Consider the following 22,742-nt stretch of genomic DNA (forward strand, 5'->3'; position numbering starts at 1 on the left):
AGCAGAAAGGTACGATAGGATGCTTAACTTGTAACCTCGGAGTGAGTCACGGGTCCATAACAGATACATAATGACTGCTCTAAATAGCGAGGGGCGCAACCCCACGAGAATTAAGAATAATACTGCCCCGAGAGCCGAGACTATGGCGGATGATGAAACGCCTATTAGCGGTTTGGCGATGAATCTAATCGCGATTGCAATCATGCCTAAATGGAATCCGCTCAAAGCGAGCAGATGGATACATCCAGAATTCTGGAAACGGCGCATAACTGGCGATCCGGGATCCGTGTTCCGCCCGAGCAACAGAGCGGTTATCAAAGAATTTGTATCTGGGTCGGATCCGGAAAGTCGTTCGATAAGCGTGCTGTTTAATCGGTGGCGAAAACTATGGTATCGAGTCCTCCAACCGACAAAACTGGAATTCTTTGAAAAAAATATAAATGGGAGACCATCGGCTGTTTTGCCGGCGAAATTCTTGTGTGATTTCAACCTGCCCCTCATCTGCATGAATGCTCCTGCACCAAGGCTCTCTGTTGAACCATTACCAAAGATGAGGGTTTTCCCTCGGGCACTGGCTATCAAACTTTCCGATTGAGATTCTATTAGGCGACCTTCAACTATCCAATCACCACTCGAAGTTGGCATGGGATCGGAAGTTAACAAAACTTGAATTTGAATTATTTTGTCAGGAATTATTCCCGGGGATGCACTTTGCCTCAAAATTCTGTATACACCGAAGCTACCGAAAACAAGTAGAAAACCAGCGATACCGAGTAATAACAGATTATCTATCGATATTTTGCGAAAAGTTTTCCGAAGTTCCCAAAAAGCACTTGCAACAAGCGTCAATCCAAAAAAAATTGCCGTTGGAGCCGCCAGTATGTCCTGGTCTGAACCATATTTGCAGTAATTATCAAGTAGAAGGAATGCGAATCCACCGACGGCGACTGGAGGTGCCAGTTCTATCAGCGTGTACTTCATGCCATTATGACAGGAATATGTTGGATATGGCTTGAGCTCAATCTTTCGAAATATTTCAGAATTCTTCGACTCTCTCGTTATCCTGCTCCGCTGTCTCCTCGTTCGTTGGATCCTCTGCTTCTGATTCGCTTGAGTCTGCGGTTTCTTTACTTCGCTGGCTTAACTCTGTTGAGATGCCGTCCTGCTTCATTGCATTCGATCGTTCTTTGTTGATATCGAGGATGTACGAAAGGAGCAGCATGCTGAGATTTTCGGAAATTGGCAGAAATTCAACGCGCAGAGTCGATTCATTTCTTGTTTTGTTGTAATGGCTGCTCTTTACCGTACCTGCTACCGCGGCTGTTTCATTTCGAACAATGAACTGAAGCTTTAGGGATTGTCTCTTCCTGATTAATCCTCTTGACACCAAAGCCGCGCCACCCTCTGATATGTCAGTGATTAGGCAGTCTCGCTCCAGAGAGGATTCCATCAGATTGTCAAAAGCTTCGAGATTCGTACTCAGATAAAGACGGGCATAAATTTTTGCCGGTGTTCTTATGAAGTCACGCTTTTGGCTTCGAATAAGGTTGTCGCTGTGCTTAAGATGGAACAAAAGATTGCTTTTATCGTAAAATTTTTCCAATATACGGGTCTGAAAAAAGTAACCGGCATCATCCTTTCTCCATAGATAGACGTTTAGCTTGCTCCGACGCCAACTAAACCCCATGGGAAGCGGATTGCCTACCGGGATGGTGATGGTAAGATAATTATCTTTGTTTTCCACAACCGTTGTGCTGTACACCCCCACTCCGCTAACCCGTATCGTAAGACTTTGATCTATGGATATACTGCGAGTGCTTTTCAAACCCATATAGTGTTTCATTCGATTCAGTTCGATATCTTTTCGATATGCGAATAGATTTTTGAGAGCTTGTGTTTCGCTCTCAAGTCCATCTCTTCCCAAAAATTTCTTATTGACGATTAGCTCACCTATCAGGGCATTCAAAGCTTCGATTGATCCAAAAATTCTTGATGGTTTTTCAAAATTCGAGTTTTTTATACCAACCCATAGCACTTTGATTTCTGATAGGGAAAAGCCGGCATCCATGCCTTTCAAGTAGAAATCTAATCTGCCCCTTATTCCAGTTGCTGAAGTTTGCTTGGGCATTCGGATCACCACAAATAGGATAGCTGTCAGAATTAGGAGAATTATAATCCACATATCCAGTTTTATTATCGGCGTGTGACCGCTAGAATAGTTCCATGATGCTTGTTCGCTCGCATCCTTACGTTACTACAATCTTGATAATGGCTTTTTTCGTCGTTTTGGGGCAGGTTGGCATGGGTGGGGCGACAAACCTATCGGTTTTGCTTATAATTTTTCTTAGTGAATTGGGATTATTCCTGATTCTCATACATGTATCCTTAGGTGGCTCATCGGAAGCGCGGAAAAGGCTGGGTTGGATTAAACCGAAACTTTCGGATTTGCCGCAGCTACTGTTGCTGGTAGCATCAACCCTGTTGCTTGTCAATCTATTCACAGATTCGAATACAAAGCTTAATCTGTCTGGGGTTGCAGATACAACACTATTTATCCTTTGTTTACTGTTAGCTTCCATCACCGAAGAGGTCTTTTTTCGATCTTGGATGCTGTCAACTCTGATGGCTTCCGGTGTGCCTCGTGTTCTTGTTGTCGCTATCTCTGTTATTGCCTTTGGATTGATTCATCTATGGCAGGGATTCCATGGCGTGGTGGTTGCTGCGTTTGTCGGTTTAGTATACGCGCTGTTCTTTTTGTATCGACGTAGCCTTTTTATACTCATCGGAGCACACGCGATTCACAATATTGTCGTATTCCTGTACCATATTCCATAATTGTTGGTAAATGAACTGGAGGTGATATTTGAGAAGCAAATCTTTCTACTTGTGTGCTCTTTTTTGCATTTTAGGCGCTTTTGCAGCCTATGCGAACCCATCAACTGCTCCAGATGCAGAGGTTTTTCGCAGCCTGGGTTTTCATCCCATACCCAATGGTCAGTTATTCCCGGACATCCCGTTTTTGGATCAAGATGGTGAGAATTTGAAATTGAGTGACTTCAATGGATCGGTGGTTTTGTTGAATTTCTGGGCAACATGGTGCCCGCCTTGCAGGGCGGAAATGCCGTCCATGGGAAAATTATCAAAGATACTGGAAAACAAAGAGTTCGCCATGATTCCGATAAATGTTCAAGAGTCTTCTGAACAGGTTGAAGCGTTCTTGGAAGAATTCGAAATTGATTTCTTGGTTTACCACGATTTTGATGGAAGCTCAGCAAATGAAATCGGGATTATAGGGCTGCCCACATCCATTCTGATTGATAGAGACGGCACCGCCCTGGCCGCAGTTACGGGCGCATTTGAGTGGCATGATGATGACTTGGTAACTATGATGAAACAATGGACGGAAAAACAATAGGATGATGGAACACAATATACCAGGCAACCTGTCAATATATCTATGATTTCACCACAACTCTTCCGGTATAGTCGCTTCGGTGAAGTAGAACAGGTTGTTCCTTGAAGTATTCATCGACTGCTTTTCTGGCGCCGGTGAAATGTCCGTAGTCGTCAACAATCAGAACTCCGCCCTTTGAGAGTCTGGGGTAGAGAATCTTGAGTTCTTTCAAAGTGGATTCGTACCAATCTGTATCCAAACGAAGTATGGCAATCTTTTGAGGAACGCTAAGTTCCAATGTTTCGCTTACCGGGCCTGCTACGAACTTGAACACCTTCTCATCAAGAGGTGATTTCTTCATCAGTGATCGTACTTCATTGATATCGACTGCCCACCAACCTTCAACATCACGTTCCGCTAACTCTTGTCCGCTCGACGCAATTTTGTCATTCGTTCCGGGTTTAACCATTCCCTTGAAGGTATCATATAGCCAAATTTTCCTTTCTGTGCGAGGTTCCACGCTGTAGAGGATGTATGAAGCAAGAAGACAGGCGCCTCCTTTCCATACGCCACATTCAACAATATCGCCTGGGATACGGGCTTTGGATACATATCTTACTGCCTCGGTCAGCGCCCATCCTCGTTCCGGAGATATCATCGTGTATTTTTTGATAGCTCCCCATATATCAGTGAATTCGTCGTCCATGTCACGAAGATATTGATTTGGGGGGATGAGTCCCCAGCCTCTCGATTCAAACAGGCTTCTAGCCGTCTCTAAGGAGAGCTGCCGCCTACTCACCTGGTAAAAGGGAAAGCATCGGAAAAACTGTTTTTCCTCACGGTGTCGAGAACCACTCCGATTTCAGCTGGCTTTATCGGTCCGACAAGAAGTTTGTAAACTGTTTGGCCCGGGTCATCAGATATACTGATAACTGCTACCCTCAATGGATAATCTGGATTCGATCTCTGTATATCATCAACTCTGGATTCAAAGACTCCCCGATTTCGGTACGCGCCTATTTGTATATATTCCCCCCTGTCGTCAGTCTCATATCTGGCAATGCCAAACTCGTTTTCCTGCTCAGTCTCCTGCTCTATCGATTCAACTGTAGCTTCTCTTGGCGGTCTGAATTCTGATGGGGAAAGAAAGAATACTTGTTTCTCATGCCCCGCCTGTTTCTCCCTATCATTTTCCGGCTCTTCGATCAGATTTCTGGTTTCATCCGGAATAGTCTCTGGAGTTTCCTGATCGACAATCGAAGCCTGATCTACAATTTTGTCTGCATTCTGAACTTCGACTGGATTCAGAATTGTTCCAGCATTGTTATAATCACCAAGATCGTGGATCATCATGGGCTCGGAGGTAGTCACCGTGGTTGCGACAGGACTTTCTTCCTGGGATGAACTGGTAGTGATATCGGCTTCTTCATCCTCGGAAGGAGTGGGGTTCTGACTGTTTGAGAAAGAATCCGTAGTGCTGGAATCCCCGCTTAGAGCACTCGAATCATCCGGGTCATAGTTTTCGAAACTGGACGATCCGATTGGAACTATTTGAACGGGGCGAATATGGTCTGACGGAATCCCAATCACCTGTGCGGCACTCATTTCCATAAGCAGGAAGACTCCGGGGGTTTCAAGCCGATCTGTCACAGTTACATTGACACTTTTTCGCCCTTTCGGATTCGTAACTTTCAGAATCGTACCTAGCGGAAAGGAATTGGATGCGGCCCGGAAGTATTCCCGTGAACCAGGGAATTGCGAAGAACTGCCAACGCTGGCATTTCCGGTCCATACCGACTCAGCTCGAAGAAAAGTCGAACAAGACAGAACTAGTACTAGAAAACCTATATACTTTCCCATTACTGATGTCTCCAGATTCTTTTCCGCCGACGCGAATCCCCATCATCGGGATTTTCCAGATTCCCATCAAACACGGACAAGACTGAAACTGCTAACGAGTTACCCAGGGATATCCAACGTTTCATTTCATTGCCCTTATATTCTATAGCTGAAATATCCGCAAATCCGTCGTCCAGTTTGTATGCATTTCCCACCTGCACCAGGCTCCACAAAGCGCCCCGCTCGTCGGGGATAAGCACCAATAGCAGATCCACATCCTGTTCGACGGCAAATCTGACTGCTTCCCAATTCATCATCTTAGCGGATTTCTTGTTTTTGGTCGATATCATTCGATTAAAAACAATATAACCCTCATCAAACAAAACATCCATGATTCCTGTTTCCAGTGCAGTTATCTGAATTTTTTGACTCAGTTCCATTGCTTGGCGAGGAACCTCGACCCTGGTTTCCATGAAAAGGGTTTGCGGAAACAAAGATGCTGCATATGCGGCATGTAACAGCACAACAAGTTCCCATCTAATGCAGTTTGACATAATAAGAATTTCGGCTTCCTGGCTGGCGAAATGAGTGTTGTTAGCTTTGCTTTCCCCCAATATTGATTTGATGCTATATTCCCAGCAGTATGTTCAAAGGCAATCGTATCTACATTGTGGGCGCAGGTCAATTTGGCAGGGTTATCGCAAAGGAAATAGGCGAAAACTACACTACTGCCACGGTTGTCGCCTTTCTTGACGACGATAGGGATTTAATCGGCACCTTAGTGGATGGAATTCCGGTTCTGGGTCCCGTTGAAGCATGTGCGGGGCTGTTGGACCACGGACAGAACGCTGAAGCTTTAATTACACTCCCTTCAGCAGCGCGCAAAAAATTGCGGAATGTTTATGAAGCCCTGCGACAAGCCGGTTTTCCCAAGATTCGGATACTGCCATCGGTGAGTCAGATTATCACCGCAAATCCGCACGTTGTTCTTGCCAGAGAAATTGATCCCCAGGATCTTCTTGGACGAGATCCGGTGTTAATCGACCTGAAGGAAAGCTTATCCTATGTTCGGGGTAAGCGGGTTTTGATTACCGGCGCCGGAGGCAGCATAGGTGCCGAGTTATCACGTCAAATGCTCTATGGCGGAGCGGAGCGATTATACTTACTCGACCATAGCGAAACCAGTATCTGGGCCATAGAGAGCGAGCTTCGATACTTACAGAATGCGGGCATTGGCGAGAAGGCAACTATAATCCCTATTGTAGGTGAATTGCAAGACAGGGATTATGTGAAATTCCTGTTAGGCAGATTGAGAGCTGACGTGGTATTCCACGGCGCTGCTCACAAACATGTCCCCATGATGGAACAAAATCCCATAGAAGTGATTAAGAACAATGTCCTGAGTACTCGCAATATTGTAGATGCCGTCACCAGGGTTGATACTCAGCGTTTTGTTCTGGTATCCACGGACAAGGCCGTTGCACCTGTATCCGTTTATGGCATCAGCAAGAAAATTGCTGAAACAATCGTACTGCTACAACGGAAACGAAACTGTGATTTCATGGTTGTCCGCTTTGGGAATGTACTGGGTTCACAAGGCAGTATCATGCCCCTATTCAAGAAGCAAATACTGGCTGGCGGACCGGTAACCATTACAGATCCAAATGCTCAAAGATGGTTTATGACAATTCCAGAGGCGGTTAGTCTGATATTGAAGGCGGCCAGTTTCTCAGGAAACAATGGTCTGTATATATTGGACATGGGTGACCCGGTACGTATTGTGGACCTTGCCAGGCAAATGATCCGCTTCTACGGATATGAGGAGGACAGCATACCGATAACCTTTATCGGCATGCGTCCCGGGGAAAAGAAGATTGAGAGATTGTGGTCTGACGAGGAGAAGCCAATTCCAACCGAATATCCAAGAATTATGAAAGTAGAATTTCCGGAAGCTCAGTGCAATTTGGCTCACCAGTTCATAGAGGAGATTGAGCCCGTGGTATCCCTCGATTCAAAACGTCCGAAATTCTTTCGTAATCGGCATCGTTTGAGAGAGGTTATAAAACGACATTTCCCGAATGTCCAGGGTCCGGCAGATGAACCGGAATACTAAGACAATTCCATTTTTCAAACCAACCCTCGGACGAGCTGAGATTGCGGCCACGAAAAGAGTTATTGAAAGCGGATGGCTCACCACCGGTCCCGAGACGATAGCATTCGAGACGGAATTTGCGGCCTTCTTGAGGAGTTCCACTGCTGAAGATGAAGAATCAATTAGAACTCTCGCGGTTAGTTCGGCTACTGCCGGGTTGCACCTTGCTCTTGAATCTCTCGGCATTGGCCGTAACGATCTGGTAGCTATACCGTCCCTAACTTTCACGGCAAACGCAGCTGTTATCAGACATCTGGGAGCCGATCCGGTTTTTATTGATTCCGAGCCGATTGCTGGAAATATTGACCCTGCCAATATCACTCACGCCTTCAAGAAGACAGAACGAGAAGGAAGAAGAATCAAGGCCATAATTCCTGTACACCTGGCCGGTCATCCCTGTGATATGGATGGAATTCGCATGGCAATTGGTAATCGCCAAGTTTCCATTGTTGAGGATGCCGCTCATGCATTCCCTTCGAAAACACAAGCAGGGATGGCCGGCTGTCTGGGTGATATCGGTGTTTTTTCATTCTACGCAACAAAAGCGATTACCTGCGGTGAAGGTGGTATGGTGGTCACACGGAATAGTGATTATTTGAAAAGAATGAAGTTGATGCAATTGCACGGCATCGATCGTACTGTATGGAATCGTTACAGTAACAGAACCGGCATGCGTTCTTGGGAATATGACATAATTGCCGCGGGCTTCAAGTACAATTTATCGGATTTTGCCGCGGCGATAGGGAGAGAACAGCTGAAAAGAGCAAAAAGCCTGCTCAAATTGCGTCTGGAACTGGCACAGCAGTACCAGAGGATGCTCAGCGACATTGATGAATTAACCCTTCCCAATGATTGCCCCGGCCATGCGTGGCATTTATTCATAATACGTCTGCGGGATAATACGACTAGAAACCTACTCTCCGACGAACTTCACAGGGAAGGTATCGGCAGTTCCGTGCATTTTATTCCCTTGCATCGAATGCAGTACTGGAAAAAGCTCTATAACTTGAATCCGGAGAATTTTAGTGTGGCCGACAAGTTGGGAGAGGAAAGTCTTTCCCTCCCGCTTTGGCCAGGATTAAAAACCAGAGATTTGCAGCGGATAAGCGGAATAATCAGGAGTTTTTTTTGTGCACGAACCTAAAACACTTGCAGAAAGAATGTCTGGCCGAATTAGTCTGGTTGAAGATGCGGGAGGGAAAAAAACGCTCGTGGGTAAACCGCTAAGATCGACAGTCCCGCAGGGTAGAATTGTCGAGATGCATCTTCCAAAGCCTCCCAAGAACCTTATATATGTTCAAAACACTGAAATCCCCGGTTCGAAAAAGATAACACTCGGTGGTGTTTCGATTCCGATTCTTTCAAATCGCAATATACAGTGGAAAGGCCAGGAAATATTGCTTGCAGCTGGTCCAAATTCCGAGGAGCTTGAAGACTGGCTTTCCAGCGTGAAAATTGATATTGACAGTCGAGCCAAAGGAGAGGGACAACGCCTGATAGAACAAACTTTTGAAAAAGGCGACCCGGGAGCATCCTTTCGCGACGCGTTTCAAGTTGTCGAGGAATTCGTTGAACTGCTCCCATCTGTTGACACACGACAGTTTAGTCATTCGGTTTGCGTCCGAGATGGATCGCATTATGTTATGCACACCGCGACTCCTTGGCCGGGATCAGTTCGTGGACAGGTTGCCAATGTATTGAAAATTGATAGAGAACAGATTAGCGTGCGTTCTTATCCGGTGTATCAAGGCCTGGGTCTCAATTTTTGGAATCCAACACTGGAAGCTTGCCATGTAGCTTTGCTTTCCCAGCGGGCAAGACGTTCTGTTAGATTTTCTGGAGTATTATCTGAAGCCTTCATGTCGGAAATACCGGGGGCGAAATTCCAACTAAGAGCCGCGGTTGATACAAAGGGAAGAATCCTTGCCTCTGAGATTGATTTCACAGTTTTTGCGGGTGCCTTCCTTCCCTTGGAGAACGAATTTCTCCAAAGGATTGTGCTCGGTCTTTTCAGTTTCTACCCCTGCGCAAATTATTCCATCCACGGAAGAATTGCTCGCGCGCCTCATGCTCCGTCAAGTATACCCCCTGCGGCGGGGTTCGAACTGGGATTTCTTGCCGGAGAAACACTCGCATCAAAAATCGCATCAAGCAGTATGTCGACACCGAGCGTATGGCATAGGGAGTCTCTTCAAACTATAGATGCCTCATTTGGATCTGGAATATCGACGCCGAAGGATTTTCCAATTCTCGCACTTCTAGACGAGGCTATCGAGGTTTCGGATTTCAATCGCAAAAATGCCGCTTACGAACAGATTCGCCTCGCTCGCAGGCTACAAAAAAGGATTCCGAACCATTATGGGGGTATAGGACTGAGCACGGCCTGGTTTGGGAACGGGTTTCTAAGCTCGTCAAGAAGGCTTAACTCGGCCTCGCTTTCTTTGACACTTAGCAGAGATGGGAAACTCGAAGTCGGCCTGCCTACCCACAAATTCGACGACTCCCTGAAAGAGGCATGGTCTAGAATTCTGATGAATGAGCTCAGAATTAATAGAGACTTGATCACATTCTCGTTTAAGATGTCAATAGGCGACTTGGAACCTGGCCCTTCAATTCTCGGACGCAATATATCGATTTATACAAGACTTCTGAATCTTGCCGCAAACGAGCTGGCGAAACTTCGATTTCGAGAAGCACTTCCGATTACAGTTACTCGTACTCACCGAAGAGGCGGAATCGGATCCTGGGATGCCAAACTGTTTGAAGGCTCGCCATTCGAAACAATCTCTTACTGTGTTGGAATAATCGAGATTAGACTTTCTACAATAACGATGGAATTTTTGCCAGTCCGTGTATGGTTGATTATTGATGGTGGAAGCATACTTGCGCCGAAATCCGCAAAAGCGGAAGTTGAGGCATCTATTCAAAAAACCCTAAGGTGGTGTGGTTTTAGACAGGAACGAAATCAATTCCCCTCTGTCAACATAAAATTTCATGAATCGATATCAAAGCGACAGTCAAAAGATGTTTCCACTATTCCGCAGCTGATTATTCCCGCAGCTCTTCTCCGGGCGGTTCGTCAGGCAACAAACCTGGATGTTTTCAGACTGCCTATTACGCCTGATAGTTTGGTAGAGTTGCGAAAGCACAGGTGAAAATTTCGTTTGTACTAAATGGCGAACCTGTCGAGATTGACACGATGCCGCATCGCCGCACTTTGGATTTGCTTCGCGAGTCCTTTCAGATACGTTCGATATACTATCGATGCAACAACAGGGGGTGTGGCTTATGTCTGATTCTCCTCGATGGCAACCCGATGCATTCCTGCTTAATTCCGGCATTTGAGCTTCGACTCAGGGATATCTGGACGATGGAGGGGATATCTGCGCGTAAGGAATTTGAGGACTTGGTAGCCGGCTTTGAGCTGGCAAATGCCAAACTTTGCAGTTTCTGTGCGCCATCCCGGGCCCTTGTTGCTGAAGCCTTGCTCAAATCTGCTCTAAATCCAGACATGAAGCAGCTTAGATTCACCGCCGAGGCAGTGAAGTGCAGCTGCAATTCGACATTGAGAATCATTGATGGACTCGAAAAGGCTGCGGAATTCCGCCGGGAGCGTCTTCGTGTATCAAAAGTATAATTCTCCCAGGGTGTTCTTTCCGCGCACCATTAGCGAAACATTGGAGATGGTGGAGAGAGAATCGAATGCGGTTTTTTGGGCTGGCGGCACTGAACTATCATGCCGTTCAATGAGAAAAGATCTTATAGATTTACCAAAGACAGTTATTTCGCTGTGTTTGGTGGAAGAACTAGCACGGGCATCACGTTCTGAGTATGGTCTTGATATCGGTGCAATGATGACCTTTGAACGCTTGCTGCGTATCGGCAAAAGCACTCTGCCTACCGGGCTTCACGAGACCATAAATAGTATCGGTAACCTGCCATTGCGCAATCGAGCCACTATCGGTGGTCACCTTGCGCTCCAAACAAGAATTGGCGATCTTCATCCTCTCCTAGAGTTGCTGGATGCCAAAATTGAAATTCGCAGTCCAAGTAGAGGGGGCAGGAAACGCAGTCAGATTAAGAAGATTCCAATTATGTTACTGGAAGAAAAAAACTTGCTGAATTCCGGGGAGCTGATTTCAAAGATTAGTATTCCAACTGATAATTGGGACATTGCTTTTCACAGAAGGATATTGCCCGGCAACGACGAGAACAAAGTTTTGATATTCACAGCTTTGGCCAGTGTCGAGGGAGGAGTTCTTAGTGAGTGTCGAATGGCTTTCAGCGACGGTTGTACTGGAATTTTGAGGGATCGCGAGATTGAGGCGCATATGACCGGACAGAAGCTTCCTCTTGGATATAGGGAACTGAAGATTCTCGATGAGGCGATAATCGAACTTACAGCACCTTGGAAGACGCGCTCTTATGATCGCAAAACATCTATGGCCTGCGCTAGAGATTTTTTGAAACGAATCGAAGACAATAATATCAATGGAATGATACTCTAATTTTTTGGGAGGGAAAGTGAGCGGCTTCGTTCATCTGCATAATCACTCAGATTATTCACTTCTCGACGGCGCCTGCCGTATAGGTGACTATGTAAAAAAGGCCTCTCGGCTGGGAATGCAGCATCTGGGCTTAACCGATCATGGAAATTTGTTTGGCGCGCTGTATTTCGAACAAGAATGTCACAAAGCAGGTATCAATCCAGTGGTGGGATGCGAAGTCTATATTGCAAATGGCAGTAGATTTGAGAGAAGCAGCAAGTTGCCCAGAAGCTACCACATGGTTTTATACGCCAGGAATGTTGAAGGCTACAAAAACTTAATGATTCTCTCTTCGAAGAGCTATACCGAAGGTTTTTACTACAAGCCCCGTATCGATGATGAACTGCTTGAAAAATATCATGGTGGCTTGATGGCTTCTACTGCATGCCTGAGTGGGGAAATACCGAAGGCAATTCTTGATGAAGACTGGAACAAGGCCCGCAACAAGTCCGTCTATTACTCAGAGTTATTTGGAGAAGACAACTTCTATCTGGAGATAATGAACCACGGCATCCTCGAAGAGAAAACAGTTCGTACCGGTATGCGGAAAATCAGCAAAGAGACAGGTATTCCCATTATCGCAACTAACGACATTCACTTTTTGGAAAGAGAACATGCGAATGCACATGATGTTTTAATCTGCATATCAACCGGTAAGAAGCGGTCGGATGAGAAGCGTTTAAAAACAGAGAATCCGGAATTCTATTTCAAAAGCGAAGAGGAAATGAGAAGGCTTTTCCCGGACTTTCAAGACGCGATTGAAAACACCGTGAAATTGGCTATGAGGTGCGATCTCACAATTCCGAGACTTGAACATAGGCTGCCAAGTTACGAAATCCCAAAAAGTTTTGCCAATTCTCAATCCTACCTTCGCCATCTTACCTTAGAAGGCTTGAACAAACGCTACCACGAAGTCGATGTCGAACAACGCAAGTCGATTCATAAACGAGCAGAGTTTGAACTAAGTGTGTTATCCGATATGAGCTATGTCGATTATTTCCTTATAGTATGGGATTTTATCGATTGGGCATGCAGACACGGTATCCCGGTGGGACCTGGAAGAGGCTCGGGCGCAGGGAGTCTAGTCGCCTATGCTCTCCGGATAACAGATATCGATCCATTGAAATACGATCTTCTTTTTGAAAGGTTCCTAAATCCAGAACGCGTGAATATGCCAGATTTTGATATTGATTTCTGCTATGAACGACGCAATGAAGTTATTGAATATGTGCATGAGAAATATGGGCATGAAAATGTTGCTGGAATTTGCAGCTTTGGTACACTGAGAACCAAAGCTGTCTTAAAGGACGTTGCCAGAGTTCTGGATATACCATTTAGCGAATCCAACGCGATTACAAAGCTGGTACCAGAAGGAAAAATCTTTGATGGCAGGGAAATCGATATGAAGCTGGCGCTGGAAATGGAGCCCAGACTCAAAGAATTCTACAAGAAAGGGGGTGTATACAAGGAACTCTTTGAGGTGGCGGAAATTCTGGAGGGTATGAACCGTCATGTTTCGACCCACGCCTGTGGCAAAGTGATAGGCAGGGGCCCTCTAACAGACTACGTGCCCTTGATCAAAGACCAAAAAACCGGAGATGTGATTACTGCCTACACCATGGATGTGATTGAAACCTGTGGCTTAGTGAAAATGGACTTTTTGGGACTCAAAACCTTAACACTGCTTAAGAATTGTGAAACTTTGATTAGAAAACTGAATCCCAAATTCGACATCGATAAGCTTCCCGAGGATGATGCAGCCACTTTCAAAATGTTGGGAGATGGCAAGAGCGAGGCTGTTTTCCAGTTTGAAAGCCAAGGAATGCAAAAGGTTTTGAGAGATGCAAAGCCGATGAACATCGAGGAGCTTATTGCATTGAATGCCCTTTATCGACCAGGACCAATGCAGTACATACCCAAATACATCGAATCCAAGTATAACCGGCGGAAAATTCAATATCCCCATCCGGATTTGAAGGAAATTCTCCAACAAACCTATGGAGTCATTATCTACCAGGAACAGGTGATGAAAGTGGCCCAGACGATTGGTGGTTTCAGCCTCGGCAAGGCTGATATACTTCGCCAGGCCATGGGGAAGAAAAAAGAAAAAGAAATGGCCAGAATGGAACGCGAGTTTATAGAGGGGGCTGAAAACAAGGGCTATGATTCCAAGCTTGCCAAAGATATTTATGACATGTTGAAGCCGTTCGCCGGCTATGGTTTCAACAAGTCGCACGCTGCTGCTTATTCTGTAATCGCCTATAAAACGGCGTTCTGCAAAGCTAACCATCCTGCTGAATTCTGGGCGGCCAATCTGACCAACGAAATAAATTCCACCGACGCACTTCGAGAATACCTTGCCTATGCCAAAAATGAAGGTGTGAAAATTCTTCCACCCGATATTAACCTCTCCGAAAAATATTTCACTGTGGATGAAGGTCGTATTATTTACGGACTGACAGGAATAAAGGGAATGGGGCAAGGCGCGGCTGAAGCTATAACAGAGGCACGTAAGTTCAAAGGCGATTTCACGGGTTTTCTGGATTTTCTTAAGAAGGTTGATTTGAAAGCGCTTAACAGAAAGGTGCTGGAAATCAGTCTTCAGGCAGGGCTATTCGACAATATAGAACAAAAAAACCGCGCTACCCTTCTTCATAATCTTGACCGAGCGCTTGATATCTCATGTAGAAGAAAAAACGATGAAGCAAGCGGGCAGATATCATTATTTACTGAAAGCGAAACTGCTATTGAATTTCAATGGGAGGAAGTCGATGGATGGACTGAAAGCCATTTGCTGCGTCTTGAAAAAGAACATCTCGGACTCTACGTGTCTGGTCATCCGCTTGATCCTTACCGCTCGGTATGGGAGAAAACAACGAATATGAGTATTCAGGAAATAAAATTTTGCACGAATAAAAAAACTCACAGTGTCCTTGGGATACTGAAGAGTGTTCGCACTGTTCTCACTCATAAAGGCGATAATATCGCCTTCGCGATTCTCGAAGATTTTGATAACACTGTGGAATTGGCTGTGTTTAACAAGGCCTACAGGAAATTTGGTCACCTGCTAACCGAAGGAAATATTGTGCTTATAAGAGGAAAAGTGGATTTAAGTCGTGGCAATCCGCAAATCAGGGTTGACGAAATCCTGGAACCCAGAACACTGACAAAAACACAGCAGCGTGGAAACAAAGCGCTAATGAGCAGCAAAAAGGGGATAAATAAAATGCGAGGAGAGGCCGAAGCAGTGACTTTCAGAATTCATATCGAACTGGTTGATGCGGCACACTCCGAGAAAGAACTAATAACCCTCCGGACCCTCCTTCAAGACAAAAACGGATCTGGACAGCTCTATCTGCATGTGTCGGAAAATGGCGCAAAATCGGTGGTTAAGGCATCGAATAGGTTTAGCTTCGCCGTGGACGACATAGATGATATCAGAAAACATCACTCTGTCGCAGCAGTCTGGAAGGAAACACTCTAGCGAATGAACTATTTCCAACTCACCGCACGTATTATAAGTAGCTTGCTGATGACGTATTATCTGATTATCATCCTTGATATCATTTTGAGCTGGATTTACTCTCCCTCACTAAGCAAGTTCAAATCGTTCCTTCACAAACTTACTGAACCCTATATGCGTCATTTTAGAGGAATTAGCTGGCTTCGATTCGGCATGTTGGATTTCTCGCCAATACTTGGATTGATGGTTCTTGGACTAGTTCTGTTTCTAACTCAGAGTCTTTCCACGGGGGCTTTTCCAACCTGGTACGATTTGCTTTTCTGGATTATTGAAAGAATCTGGGGGTTGATAGCGTTTCTTGCCATGCTTCTCGCAATTCTGGCGCTATTTCGCTTAATTATGCTGTTTGCGACGAGGGGACATCGAGCAGAGTGGCTAGATAGGATTGATAGACTTCTGTTTCCCATTGTTTCGAAATTTCTTGGCGTATTCACCCAAAAGGCCCTGAATTATCATCTTGCCCTGGGTATTTTCGCGGCAGTATTGATAGCGCTGAGGTTTTTTGTTGAATGGGGGCTGGATGAATTGCTGCAATATTTGAAAATAAAGCTTGATGAGCTTAGATAGTTTGAACACGTGTTTCTTGGAGAACTAACATATCCAGTAAGTAATATTGCCGGTATCGGGCCCAGTGCGACAAGGAGTCTTGCCGCATTGGGTGTGCTCAATATCGCGGGTTTAATCAGACATTACCCAACACAATACGAAGATAGGAGCAAACTTGTTCCTCTTGTGAATTCATCGTCAAGAAAACCGGCTGTAACTATCGCCACAGTGCAAAAACAGGAATATGTACTATGGAAACGCGGCAAGGTGTTAAAAGTGACGGTGAGCGACGATACAGAAAATGCATCACTTCTATGCTATGGACGGAATTCTTTAGCATCCAGATTAGCGCCGGGTAAGAAAATTTGGTTAACAGGCCCCTTTGATCGCAACCGCTATGGCGATTTGCAAACTGGAACATTTGTTTTCGAAGACTATGTCGAGAATAAATTTTCGAAGGAATTCGGCAAGATTCTTCCAATATATTCTCTTAGTGGAAAACTTAGCCAAAGACTACTTAGAAATGCAATTAGAACTGCCCTCAATAGTTATGGGAAGGGGATTCGAGATGAGTTGCCAGATTCTGTTCGAACGGAAATGCAATTCCCACATAAAGAGAAATGTCTGCAAAATATTCACTTCCCCGAAAGTTCCTCGGAGCATGAGCTGGCACGAAGGGCATTAATTTTTGAAGAATTGTTCCTATTACAGGTAAGCATTGCGCGCATGGCTTTTTTAATTAGACGAAACGACAGAGCACCTCGCCCCTGGTCGGACAGATTGGTGAATACTCTGAAAAGCAGATTGGACTTTGAACTCACGCGCGATCAAATTGCCTCCATTGAGGATATTAAGAGAGATCTCAGCAATGAACACCGGATGTCTCGGCTTTTGCAGGGCGAAGTAGGCTCCGGTAAAACTCTGGTAGCCTTTATTGCGGCGCTTGGCGCAATTGGCGCCGGCCGCCAGGTTGCCTTTATGGCTCCCACGGAACTCCTGGCCAAGCAACATGCGGACAATGCCGCCAAACTTCTGGAACCCTTGGGCGTGAGGATGGCGTTTATCAGCAGCGATGTCAGTGGCACATCTCGTGCTTCGATCTGTTTGGCACTTGCCGACGGAAATATTGATCTTTGCATTGGAACCCATACTCTCTTCAGTTCGGATGTTAATTTCTTGAAACTTGGACTCGCGATCATCGATGAACAACATCGTTTTGGGGTGGATCAACGACGATTGTTAAGCGAAAAAGGGAATTCGGTGGATCTTCTAGCACTCACAGCAACCCCAATACCTCGAACTCTGACACTGACTGCCTTTGGCGATATGGAGCTATCTTCAATTCGCAGCATGCCAGAGGGCAGGATTCCGGTAGAAACTCATCTTGCTCGCATGGGAAACGAAGAGAAGGTTTACAACTTTGTTCGCAGGGAGCTGAATGCTGGTTTCAGAGCCTATTTCATCTATCCGCTTATAGAGAAATCGGAAAAGAGTTCTTTAAAAGATGCTCAAAACATGTTTCTGAAGCTTTCAAAGGAGGTTTTTCCCGAGCACCGGGCAGCCCTGATTCACTCGCGCGTCGATGAGGAAAAAAAACACAGCATCATGTCAGATTTCCGCACGGGCGCTTGCAAGCTTCTAGTAGCCACCAGTGTGGTGGAAGTTGGTGTGGATATACCTGAGGCTACATGCATCGTGATTGAGCATGCAGAGCGCTTCGGGCTTTCTGCTCTGCATCAGCTGCGTGGGAGGGTTGGCCGCGGAAATAGAAAATCCTACTGCTTCCTGGTTTATTCGGAGCCACTTACCGATGATGGGAAAAAACGCCTGATTATCATGAAAAATACTCATGATGGTTTTACGCTTGCTGAGGAGGATTTGAAAATGAGGGGACCTGGGGACATGGTAGGAATTAAGCAGTCGGGATTTCTAAAAATGAGCATTGCCAATCCAGTTAGGGATTTGCAGGTTTTACTGCAGGCTAGGGACAAAGTAAAAAAAATTGTAACTTCAGAATCGGAATTTCTTGAGGAAGAAAACCTGCACAGACTATTTGAAACTTGTCCTCCCTTCGACGAAAGACTCATTAATACAGGCTAGTCGTTTCTTGAGGATAACAGGAGGCCGTTTGGCCGGCCGCATTGTTTCATGTCCCCCAGGACCTATTCGACCTGCGATGGATAGAATACGTGAATCGATGTTTGCTGCACTTGGAGATTTAAGCAGCGTCAGCTTTCTGGATCTTTTTGCTGGCTCAGGGATAATGAGCTTGGAAGCGCTCAGTCGAGGAGCGAGAAAGGCTCTTCTGATTGAGAAAGACAGAAAGAAAAAAAAGACTATTTTAGAAAATTTAAAGATTGCAGGAGGGGAAGAATCTAGCCTTGATGAAACCAAACTGCGAATCATGCCTGTCGAGCGTTTCCTGCGGGGCAATATTGAGCGCTATGATGTGGTACATATCGATCCACCCTTTTCGATGAGCAACAAAGAAAATCTCTTAATCCTTGCAGACAGGGCCGGACAACCCTTGCCAGGCGGAACTTTGGTTTTTCATTATCCATTTGGAGATAGACTGCCTGATATCGCCTGCAATCTCAGACTCTATGATATCCGAAATTACGGACAATCCCGGCTCGCTTTTTATACCAGGGACAATTAACCAAATTTTTCTCAGCGGTCCTTCGCAATAATTCGATATACAAAGCGAAGCATTTGGAGGATTTGGTGTCGCGCTTTCAATTACTTAGATTCTGCGCCCTGTTGCTTGCAGCATTGGCGTTTCGCGCAAATTTCATCCTCTCCGCCTTAACTCACACGGTTATTCAGTCGGATACATTGTATGGGCTTTCAGTTCGTTACAAGGTTCCTTTGAATTGGATTATGCGCGCGAACAATCTAAGGAATGATAGTATACACCCTGGAAAAAAACTCGTAATCCCGATCGATGGAATCGAATTTATTCATATAGCACCCGGAGACACTCTTTCGGGAATTGCGTTGGAGTTTGGCGTGGAAGTGGAGGAGCTGCAGCGGATTAACAACATGAAATCCCATGAGATTGGAATTGGGCAGAAGATTAGGATTCCCTCTCCAGTTCAAGCTAATAAATACCGGGTAGCTGCAGGCGATAACCTGCTTGCAATTGCACGACGCTATAATCTGTCCGTGGAACAGCTCAAGGCATATAACAGGCTTGATAACGACGTAATCTATCCGGGACAGATTCTGATTACCAAGGTGGAACGACCCGAAACATACCGCATACAGAAAGGGGAGTCACTCTGGCTGATTGCAAAACGCTTCGGTTTATCAGTGACCGATTTGAAGATGTGGAATTCACTGCAGAGCGATGAAATCCGTCTGGGTGATGTGCTGACACTGTTTCCAGGCCTTGGCAAAATTGATTCGAGCAAGGTGGACAATGAACTCGCCTTAGCGTCTATCAGAATTCCGAAAGAAGAAGATAGCGGCACCAAACACACTGTTTTGAAAAATGAAGGAGAGTATTTTTTCAGCTCTCCAAAAATCGCAGATCAACCAAGTGTTAGCTACTGGGAAAACTCGGAAGCCTCCACCCTGACGGACTACCGCAGGGCCAAGCAGATTCTAGACAAATTTAGAAATCAAATCGACGCAATGAAAACCAAGAGCAATGCGTTAAAGGGATGGCACATTGTAATAGACCCTGGTCACGGTGGTTTGGACCCCGGGGCGATCGTTTCGGTTGCGGACGGCGTCGGCAACCCGCTCGTCATTACCGAGGATGAGTATGTCTATGACATCTCAATGCGTCTTTATCGAATCCTGCTTTTACACGATGCCTCAGTGTCTCTGACGGTGCTCTCGCCAGACCATCATGTCAGGGATGGGGTTAATGCGCGCCAAACCTTTGTGAACTTGAAGAATGAAGTGTACAACGCAGAATTCCTTAGTGCACAAAAAAGCTGGAGACCTGTTGGAACTATTGAGGGTTTAGACATGCGCAAGTCCATTGCCTCCAAAGAGATTGCTGAAGTTGCCGCACGGAATAAACGAAAAGGAACGATATTTGTTAGCCTCCATGCGGATAATTCTCCAGAGCTACCACCTGGTAGAGCGGTTCTCTATGACGGAGAAAGCGATAAGGAACTCAAAAATTCCATGCGTTTCGCTACTGCACTCTCCTCGCATCTTGGAGGAGGGGCGTTTATCAGACATCAGAAACTGAAAGTTTTGCAGAACAATCCGGCAGATGTTGCAGCTCTTGTTGAGGTGCGGAATATAAGTTATTCCCACAATGCCTGGGCCTTAAGATCGTCCGATTTGCGCGAACAAGATGCATTGATGATTGCGGATGGTTTGCTGGCATGGGCGCGAGAACATTAGCCGCTGGACTACGCTACAGTGGGTGGCATAATATGTTTCAGATGAGCGAAAACGACGGAGGGCGACTTAGAACTCCTGGAGGAACAATGAGCCTCTTTTTCGAAGAAGCTCATCGACATCGACATCTATTGCGTCTTGTGGAAGATCATTTCATTTCCTGGGGCTATTTGCCTGTGCTTACTCCGGTTATCGACTACTTTGAGACTTATAGGCTTTTGCTTAGTCATAAACAGGAGGAGCATAGCTATCGCTTCCCAGATAGGGGTGGAAAACTCTTGATGCTGCGTTCGGATGTTACCTTATTTCTGGCTAAGCAGATGGGACTCTCGTGTGGCCCCCTGCCTAGACGGGTTTACTACGCTGACAGTGTTATCCGCCACCAGGAAGAGGAGGACATTGCGAGCGATGAGTTATTCCAGTCGGGGGCCGAGCTTGTCGGTTTGAGTGGATTGGATGGCGATCTGGAGATTCTTATGATGCTGTATGATTTACTCGGAGCCATGAATCTTCGGGACTGGCGCATGCATATCGGTTCTCGTGCACTCCTCGATGCGGTTTTGGGCGCGAGCATAAAACCAGCCCGGGCAAGAGAACTCCTGGAGATTAGAGATAGGGAAGAACTTGAGAAGCTATTTAGTGATGCGGGATTGAACTCCCCACGTCAGCGTACCGAGCTGCTTATGTTTCTTGGGGAAGCAGAGGATTTTGTGGAATACGCGCCTGGCCTGGTAACTCGTTTTGGTATTTCGAAAAACGAGGGATCAGATGCGGTAATAAAGGCGCTAGACCATCTAATCTCCTTGGCAACAAATCTGAAGGAACTCACTTCGAACAAGAATATAAGGGTAGATCTGTCTGTAACAGGAGATCAATCCTATTATTCTGGATTTACGGTTATGGTTTTTGCCGAGGGGGCAAATACGGCTATTGCTTCCGGAGGCAGGTACGACAATCTTCTTGGCTCGTTCGGCAACAGTGCCGCTGCCGCGGGATTCAGTATGATGATGCGTAAGATTGAACCCTTAAGCAGATATGCTACGGGCAGCAAGATGTCTGTGAGTGGCGCACGCGGCACTACCTTCGCTGCCCGATACCGTGACGCGAGGGAGCGTCGAATTAATGGCGAACGGATAGTGCTGAATACCGACAAAACCAGTGGCTGACCCTCTGACAATTGCGATTCCAAACGGCCGTCTTCTCAAGCCACTCATGGACTATTTCTCTATTAAGGGTATTCAAATCAAATTTGGCTCTCGCAAGCTTTCGGCCGTCGATTCGAGTGGCAGGCTGGAATTTTACAAGGTAAAAAACAGCGATCTGCCAACTTACGTTCATCACCGAATAACCGGACTTGGAATTGCGGGTGATGATACTCTGATCGAATCCGGACACTCGTTCGTAAGGCTTTCAACCCTGCCTATCGGCAAGACAAGTCTTTGTATTGCGGCGCCAAAGGATTCGCCGGCCGTAGAGGAACATGGTGCATCTGTTGTCAATGTTGCTACCAGTTATGTTCGTCTCACGCGAGAATGGTTTCATCGACGGGGTATTCCGGTGAAGATAATAAGACTCGGGGGGAGTGTCGAATTGGCACCGCGCCTGGGTTTAGCAGAATACATCACCGATTTGGTTGAAACCGGCGGTACTCTTAAGGCAAACGGCCTTGAAATACTGAAGAAACTTGCGGATCTTAGAGTAAGGCTTATTGCCAATCCAGCATATTTCAAACTTCACTATCGTGAAATCGGCGAGTTTACCGATATTTTGACGAGAGGGAAACGATGATTGAACTTCACCGAGTAAGCAAAGAAACCAATGTTCACGTAATTCTGGATATGGACGAACCAGGCAAATCAAGTATAAAAACGGAACTCGCCTTTCTCAATCATATGCTAACCGCGATGTCATTTCACGGCAGGTTTCGCCTCAATCTGGTTGCCACCGGGGATGTCGATGTAGACCCGCATCATTTGATTGAAGATACTGGTCTGGTTATTGGTTCAGCATTTGAGCAGGTCAGGTTGAAATCCGATGGTATTAAGCGTTACGGCAGTGCACTCATTCCCATGGATGATGCGTTGAGCGAGGTGGTTGTGGATGCTGGGGGGAGGCCCTATCTTTGCTGGAACGTTAATTGGGCTCAACCGAGAGCGGGGAATTTAGACCTTTCACTTCTGCGGGATTTCTTTTGGGGATTGGCAACTGGGGGGAAGATGAATCTTCACTTATCTGTTCGATATTCTGAAAATGGACACCATGCCGCTGAAGCGCTTTTCAAGGCGGTGGGATTCGCTATCAGAGAAGCCTATAAACCGAATCAGGGTGGTACGGCGAGGATGTCAACAAAAGGAATAATCTGACAATGCGGTTTCCGAA

General features: G+C 45.9%; 20 protein-coding genes. 15 read left to right on the top strand and 5 right to left on the bottom strand.

Annotation, left to right across the window (positions count from 1 at the left end):
- A partial coding sequence (locus S1OALGB6SA_RS07600; RefSeq protein ID WP_195910368.1) for a ComEC/Rec2 family competence protein occupies positions 1–981 on the bottom strand: 981 nt, incomplete at its 3' end.
- Between the two features lie 55 nt (positions 982–1,036).
- A complete protein-coding gene (locus S1OALGB6SA_RS07605) occupies positions 1,037–2,128 on the bottom strand; it encodes a PilZ domain-containing protein (protein WP_037563930.1) in 1,092 nt (363 codons plus the stop codon).
- A gap of 95 nt (positions 2,129–2,223) precedes the next feature.
- Between S1OALGB6SA_RS07605 and S1OALGB6SA_RS07610 the strand changes: the two genes are divergently transcribed.
- On the top strand, positions 2,224–2,835 hold the full coding sequence (locus S1OALGB6SA_RS07610; RefSeq protein WP_037563931.1) for a CPBP family intramembrane glutamic endopeptidase: 612 nt from the start codon (positions 2,224–2,226) through the stop codon (positions 2,833–2,835).
- Between the two features lie 28 nt (positions 2,836–2,863).
- Positions 2,864–3,415 (top strand): TlpA family protein disulfide reductase, encoded by a 552-nt coding sequence (locus tag S1OALGB6SA_RS07615; protein ID WP_052080246.1) that lies wholly within the window; start codon positions 2,864–2,866, stop codon positions 3,413–3,415.
- Between the two features lie 40 nt (positions 3,416–3,455).
- Here S1OALGB6SA_RS07615 and S1OALGB6SA_RS07620 read toward each other — a convergent pair whose 3' ends face one another.
- The 3 genes from S1OALGB6SA_RS07620 to S1OALGB6SA_RS07630 are packed head-to-tail and all read right to left on the bottom strand — an operon-like array spanning position 3,456 to position 5,787.
- On the bottom strand, positions 3,456–4,193 hold the full coding sequence (locus tag S1OALGB6SA_RS07620) for a TylF/MycF/NovP-related O-methyltransferase (RefSeq protein WP_124033069.1): 738 nt from the start codon (positions 4,191–4,193) through the stop codon (positions 3,456–3,458).
- Positions 4,190–5,254 (bottom strand): RlpA-like double-psi beta-barrel domain-containing protein, encoded by a 1,065-nt coding sequence (locus S1OALGB6SA_RS07625; RefSeq protein WP_124033070.1) that lies wholly within the window; start codon positions 5,252–5,254, stop codon positions 4,190–4,192. Before S1OALGB6SA_RS07625 ends, S1OALGB6SA_RS07620 begins: the two co-directional genes overlap by 4 nt.
- The gene (locus S1OALGB6SA_RS07630) at positions 5,254–5,787 is read right to left on the bottom strand and encodes a hypothetical protein (protein WP_124033071.1); all 534 of its coding nucleotides are present in this window, start codon (positions 5,785–5,787) and stop codon (positions 5,254–5,256) included. The genes S1OALGB6SA_RS07625 and S1OALGB6SA_RS07630 overlap by 1 nt, the downstream gene beginning before the upstream one ends.
- Before the next feature lie 89 nt (positions 5,788–5,876).
- Between S1OALGB6SA_RS07630 and S1OALGB6SA_RS07635 the strand changes: the two genes are divergently transcribed.
- The 13 genes from S1OALGB6SA_RS07635 (at position 5,877) to S1OALGB6SA_RS07695 (ending at position 22,726) form a co-directional block, all read left to right on the top strand.
- Complete coding sequence (locus S1OALGB6SA_RS07635) at positions 5,877–7,346, top strand: polysaccharide biosynthesis protein (protein WP_124033072.1); 1,470 nt, start codon at positions 5,877–5,879, stop codon at positions 7,344–7,346.
- Positions 7,330–8,529 carry a DegT/DnrJ/EryC1/StrS family aminotransferase gene (locus tag S1OALGB6SA_RS07640; protein WP_037563936.1) on the top strand — a complete coding sequence of 400 codons (1,200 nt, stop codon included), beginning with the start codon at positions 7,330–7,332 and terminating at the stop codon, positions 8,527–8,529. The genes S1OALGB6SA_RS07635 and S1OALGB6SA_RS07640 overlap by 17 nt, the downstream gene beginning before the upstream one ends.
- Positions 8,516–10,540, top strand: a complete 2,025-nt coding sequence (locus S1OALGB6SA_RS07645) for a molybdopterin cofactor-binding domain-containing protein (protein ID WP_037563937.1) — start codon at positions 8,516–8,518, stop codon at positions 10,538–10,540. The genes S1OALGB6SA_RS07640 and S1OALGB6SA_RS07645 overlap by 14 nt, the downstream gene beginning before the upstream one ends.
- The gene (locus S1OALGB6SA_RS07650) at positions 10,537–11,022 is read left to right on the top strand and encodes a (2Fe-2S)-binding protein (RefSeq protein WP_124033073.1); all 486 of its coding nucleotides are present in this window, start codon (positions 10,537–10,539) and stop codon (positions 11,020–11,022) included. Before S1OALGB6SA_RS07645 ends, S1OALGB6SA_RS07650 begins: the two co-directional genes overlap by 4 nt.
- Positions 10,964–11,893 (top strand): FAD binding domain-containing protein, encoded by a 930-nt coding sequence (locus S1OALGB6SA_RS07655; RefSeq protein ID WP_081950135.1) that lies wholly within the window; start codon positions 10,964–10,966, stop codon positions 11,891–11,893. The genes S1OALGB6SA_RS07650 and S1OALGB6SA_RS07655 overlap by 59 nt, the downstream gene beginning before the upstream one ends.
- Positions 11,894–11,909: 16 nt before the next feature.
- A complete protein-coding gene (gene dnaE, locus S1OALGB6SA_RS07660) occupies positions 11,910–15,416 on the top strand; it encodes a DNA polymerase III subunit alpha (RefSeq protein ID WP_124033074.1) in 3,507 nt (1,168 codons plus the stop codon).
- Between the two features lie 3 nt (positions 15,417–15,419).
- A complete protein-coding gene (locus S1OALGB6SA_RS07665; protein ID WP_124033075.1) occupies positions 15,420–16,022 on the top strand; it encodes a YggT family protein in 603 nt (200 codons plus the stop codon).
- A 9-nt stretch (positions 16,023–16,031) separates the two neighbouring features.
- Entirely contained in the window at positions 16,032–18,101 is a 2,070-nt protein-coding gene (gene recG / locus S1OALGB6SA_RS07670) for an ATP-dependent DNA helicase RecG (RefSeq protein ID WP_124033076.1), read from the top strand.
- Positions 18,102–18,108: 7 nt separating this feature from the next.
- Positions 18,109–18,660, top strand: coding sequence for a 16S rRNA (guanine(966)-N(2))-methyltransferase RsmD (gene rsmD / locus S1OALGB6SA_RS07675; protein WP_124033077.1), 552 nt, complete (start codon positions 18,109–18,111; stop codon positions 18,658–18,660).
- 65 nt (positions 18,661–18,725) lie between these two features.
- Positions 18,726–20,366, top strand: a complete 1,641-nt coding sequence (locus S1OALGB6SA_RS07680; RefSeq protein ID WP_124033078.1) for a LysM peptidoglycan-binding domain-containing protein — start codon at positions 18,726–18,728, stop codon at positions 20,364–20,366.
- Between the two features lie 41 nt (positions 20,367–20,407).
- A complete protein-coding gene (locus S1OALGB6SA_RS07685) occupies positions 20,408–21,529 on the top strand; it encodes an ATP phosphoribosyltransferase regulatory subunit (protein WP_195910369.1) in 1,122 nt (373 codons plus the stop codon).
- Entirely contained in the window at positions 21,522–22,151 is a 630-nt protein-coding gene (gene hisG, locus S1OALGB6SA_RS07690) for an ATP phosphoribosyltransferase (protein ID WP_037564150.1), read from the top strand. Before S1OALGB6SA_RS07685 ends, hisG begins: the two co-directional genes overlap by 8 nt.
- Positions 22,148–22,726 carry an imidazoleglycerol-phosphate dehydratase gene (locus S1OALGB6SA_RS07695; protein ID WP_124033080.1) on the top strand — a complete coding sequence of 193 codons (579 nt, stop codon included), beginning with the start codon at positions 22,148–22,150 and terminating at the stop codon, positions 22,724–22,726. Before hisG ends, S1OALGB6SA_RS07695 begins: the two co-directional genes overlap by 4 nt.
- Positions 22,727–22,742: the final 16 nt, after the last annotated feature.

The sequence above is a fragment of the Olavius algarvensis spirochete endosymbiont genome, assembly GCA_900608495.1.
Lineage (GTDB): Bacteria > Spirochaetota > Spirochaetia > DSM-2461 > DSM-2461 > UBA2779.

What these genes read in the sequence shown, in the direction of transcription:
- S1OALGB6SA_RS07605 (WP_037563930.1), bottom strand. Translation starts at nt 2,128, where the DNA reads ATGCCCAAGCAAACTTCAGCAACTGGAATAAGGGGCAGATTAGATTTC.
- S1OALGB6SA_RS07610 (WP_037563931.1), top strand. Translation starts at nt 2,224, where the DNA reads ATGATGCTTGTTCGCTCGCATCCTTACGTTACTACAATCTTGATAATG.
- S1OALGB6SA_RS07625 (WP_124033070.1), bottom strand. Translation starts at nt 5,254, where the DNA reads ATGGGAAAGTATATAGGTTTTCTAGTACTAGTTCTGTCTTGTTCGACT.
- S1OALGB6SA_RS07630 (WP_124033071.1), bottom strand. Translation starts at nt 5,787, where the DNA reads ATGTCAAACTGCATTAGATGGGAACTTGTTGTGCTGTTACATGCCGCA.
- S1OALGB6SA_RS07635 (WP_124033072.1), top strand. Translation starts at nt 5,877, where the DNA reads ATGTTCAAAGGCAATCGTATCTACATTGTGGGCGCAGGTCAATTTGGC.
- S1OALGB6SA_RS07640 (WP_037563936.1), top strand. Translation starts at nt 7,330, where the DNA reads ATGAACCGGAATACTAAGACAATTCCATTTTTCAAACCAACCCTCGGA.
- S1OALGB6SA_RS07655 (WP_081950135.1), top strand. Translation starts at nt 10,964, where the DNA reads ATGGACTCGAAAAGGCTGCGGAATTCCGCCGGGAGCGTCTTCGTGTAT.
- S1OALGB6SA_RS07665 (WP_124033075.1), top strand. Translation starts at nt 15,420, where the DNA reads ATGAACTATTTCCAACTCACCGCACGTATTATAAGTAGCTTGCTGATG.
- S1OALGB6SA_RS07685 (WP_195910369.1), top strand. Translation starts at nt 20,408, where the DNA reads ATGAGCGAAAACGACGGAGGGCGACTTAGAACTCCTGGAGGAACAATG.
- S1OALGB6SA_RS07695 (WP_124033080.1), top strand. Translation starts at nt 22,148, where the DNA reads ATGATTGAACTTCACCGAGTAAGCAAAGAAACCAATGTTCACGTAATT.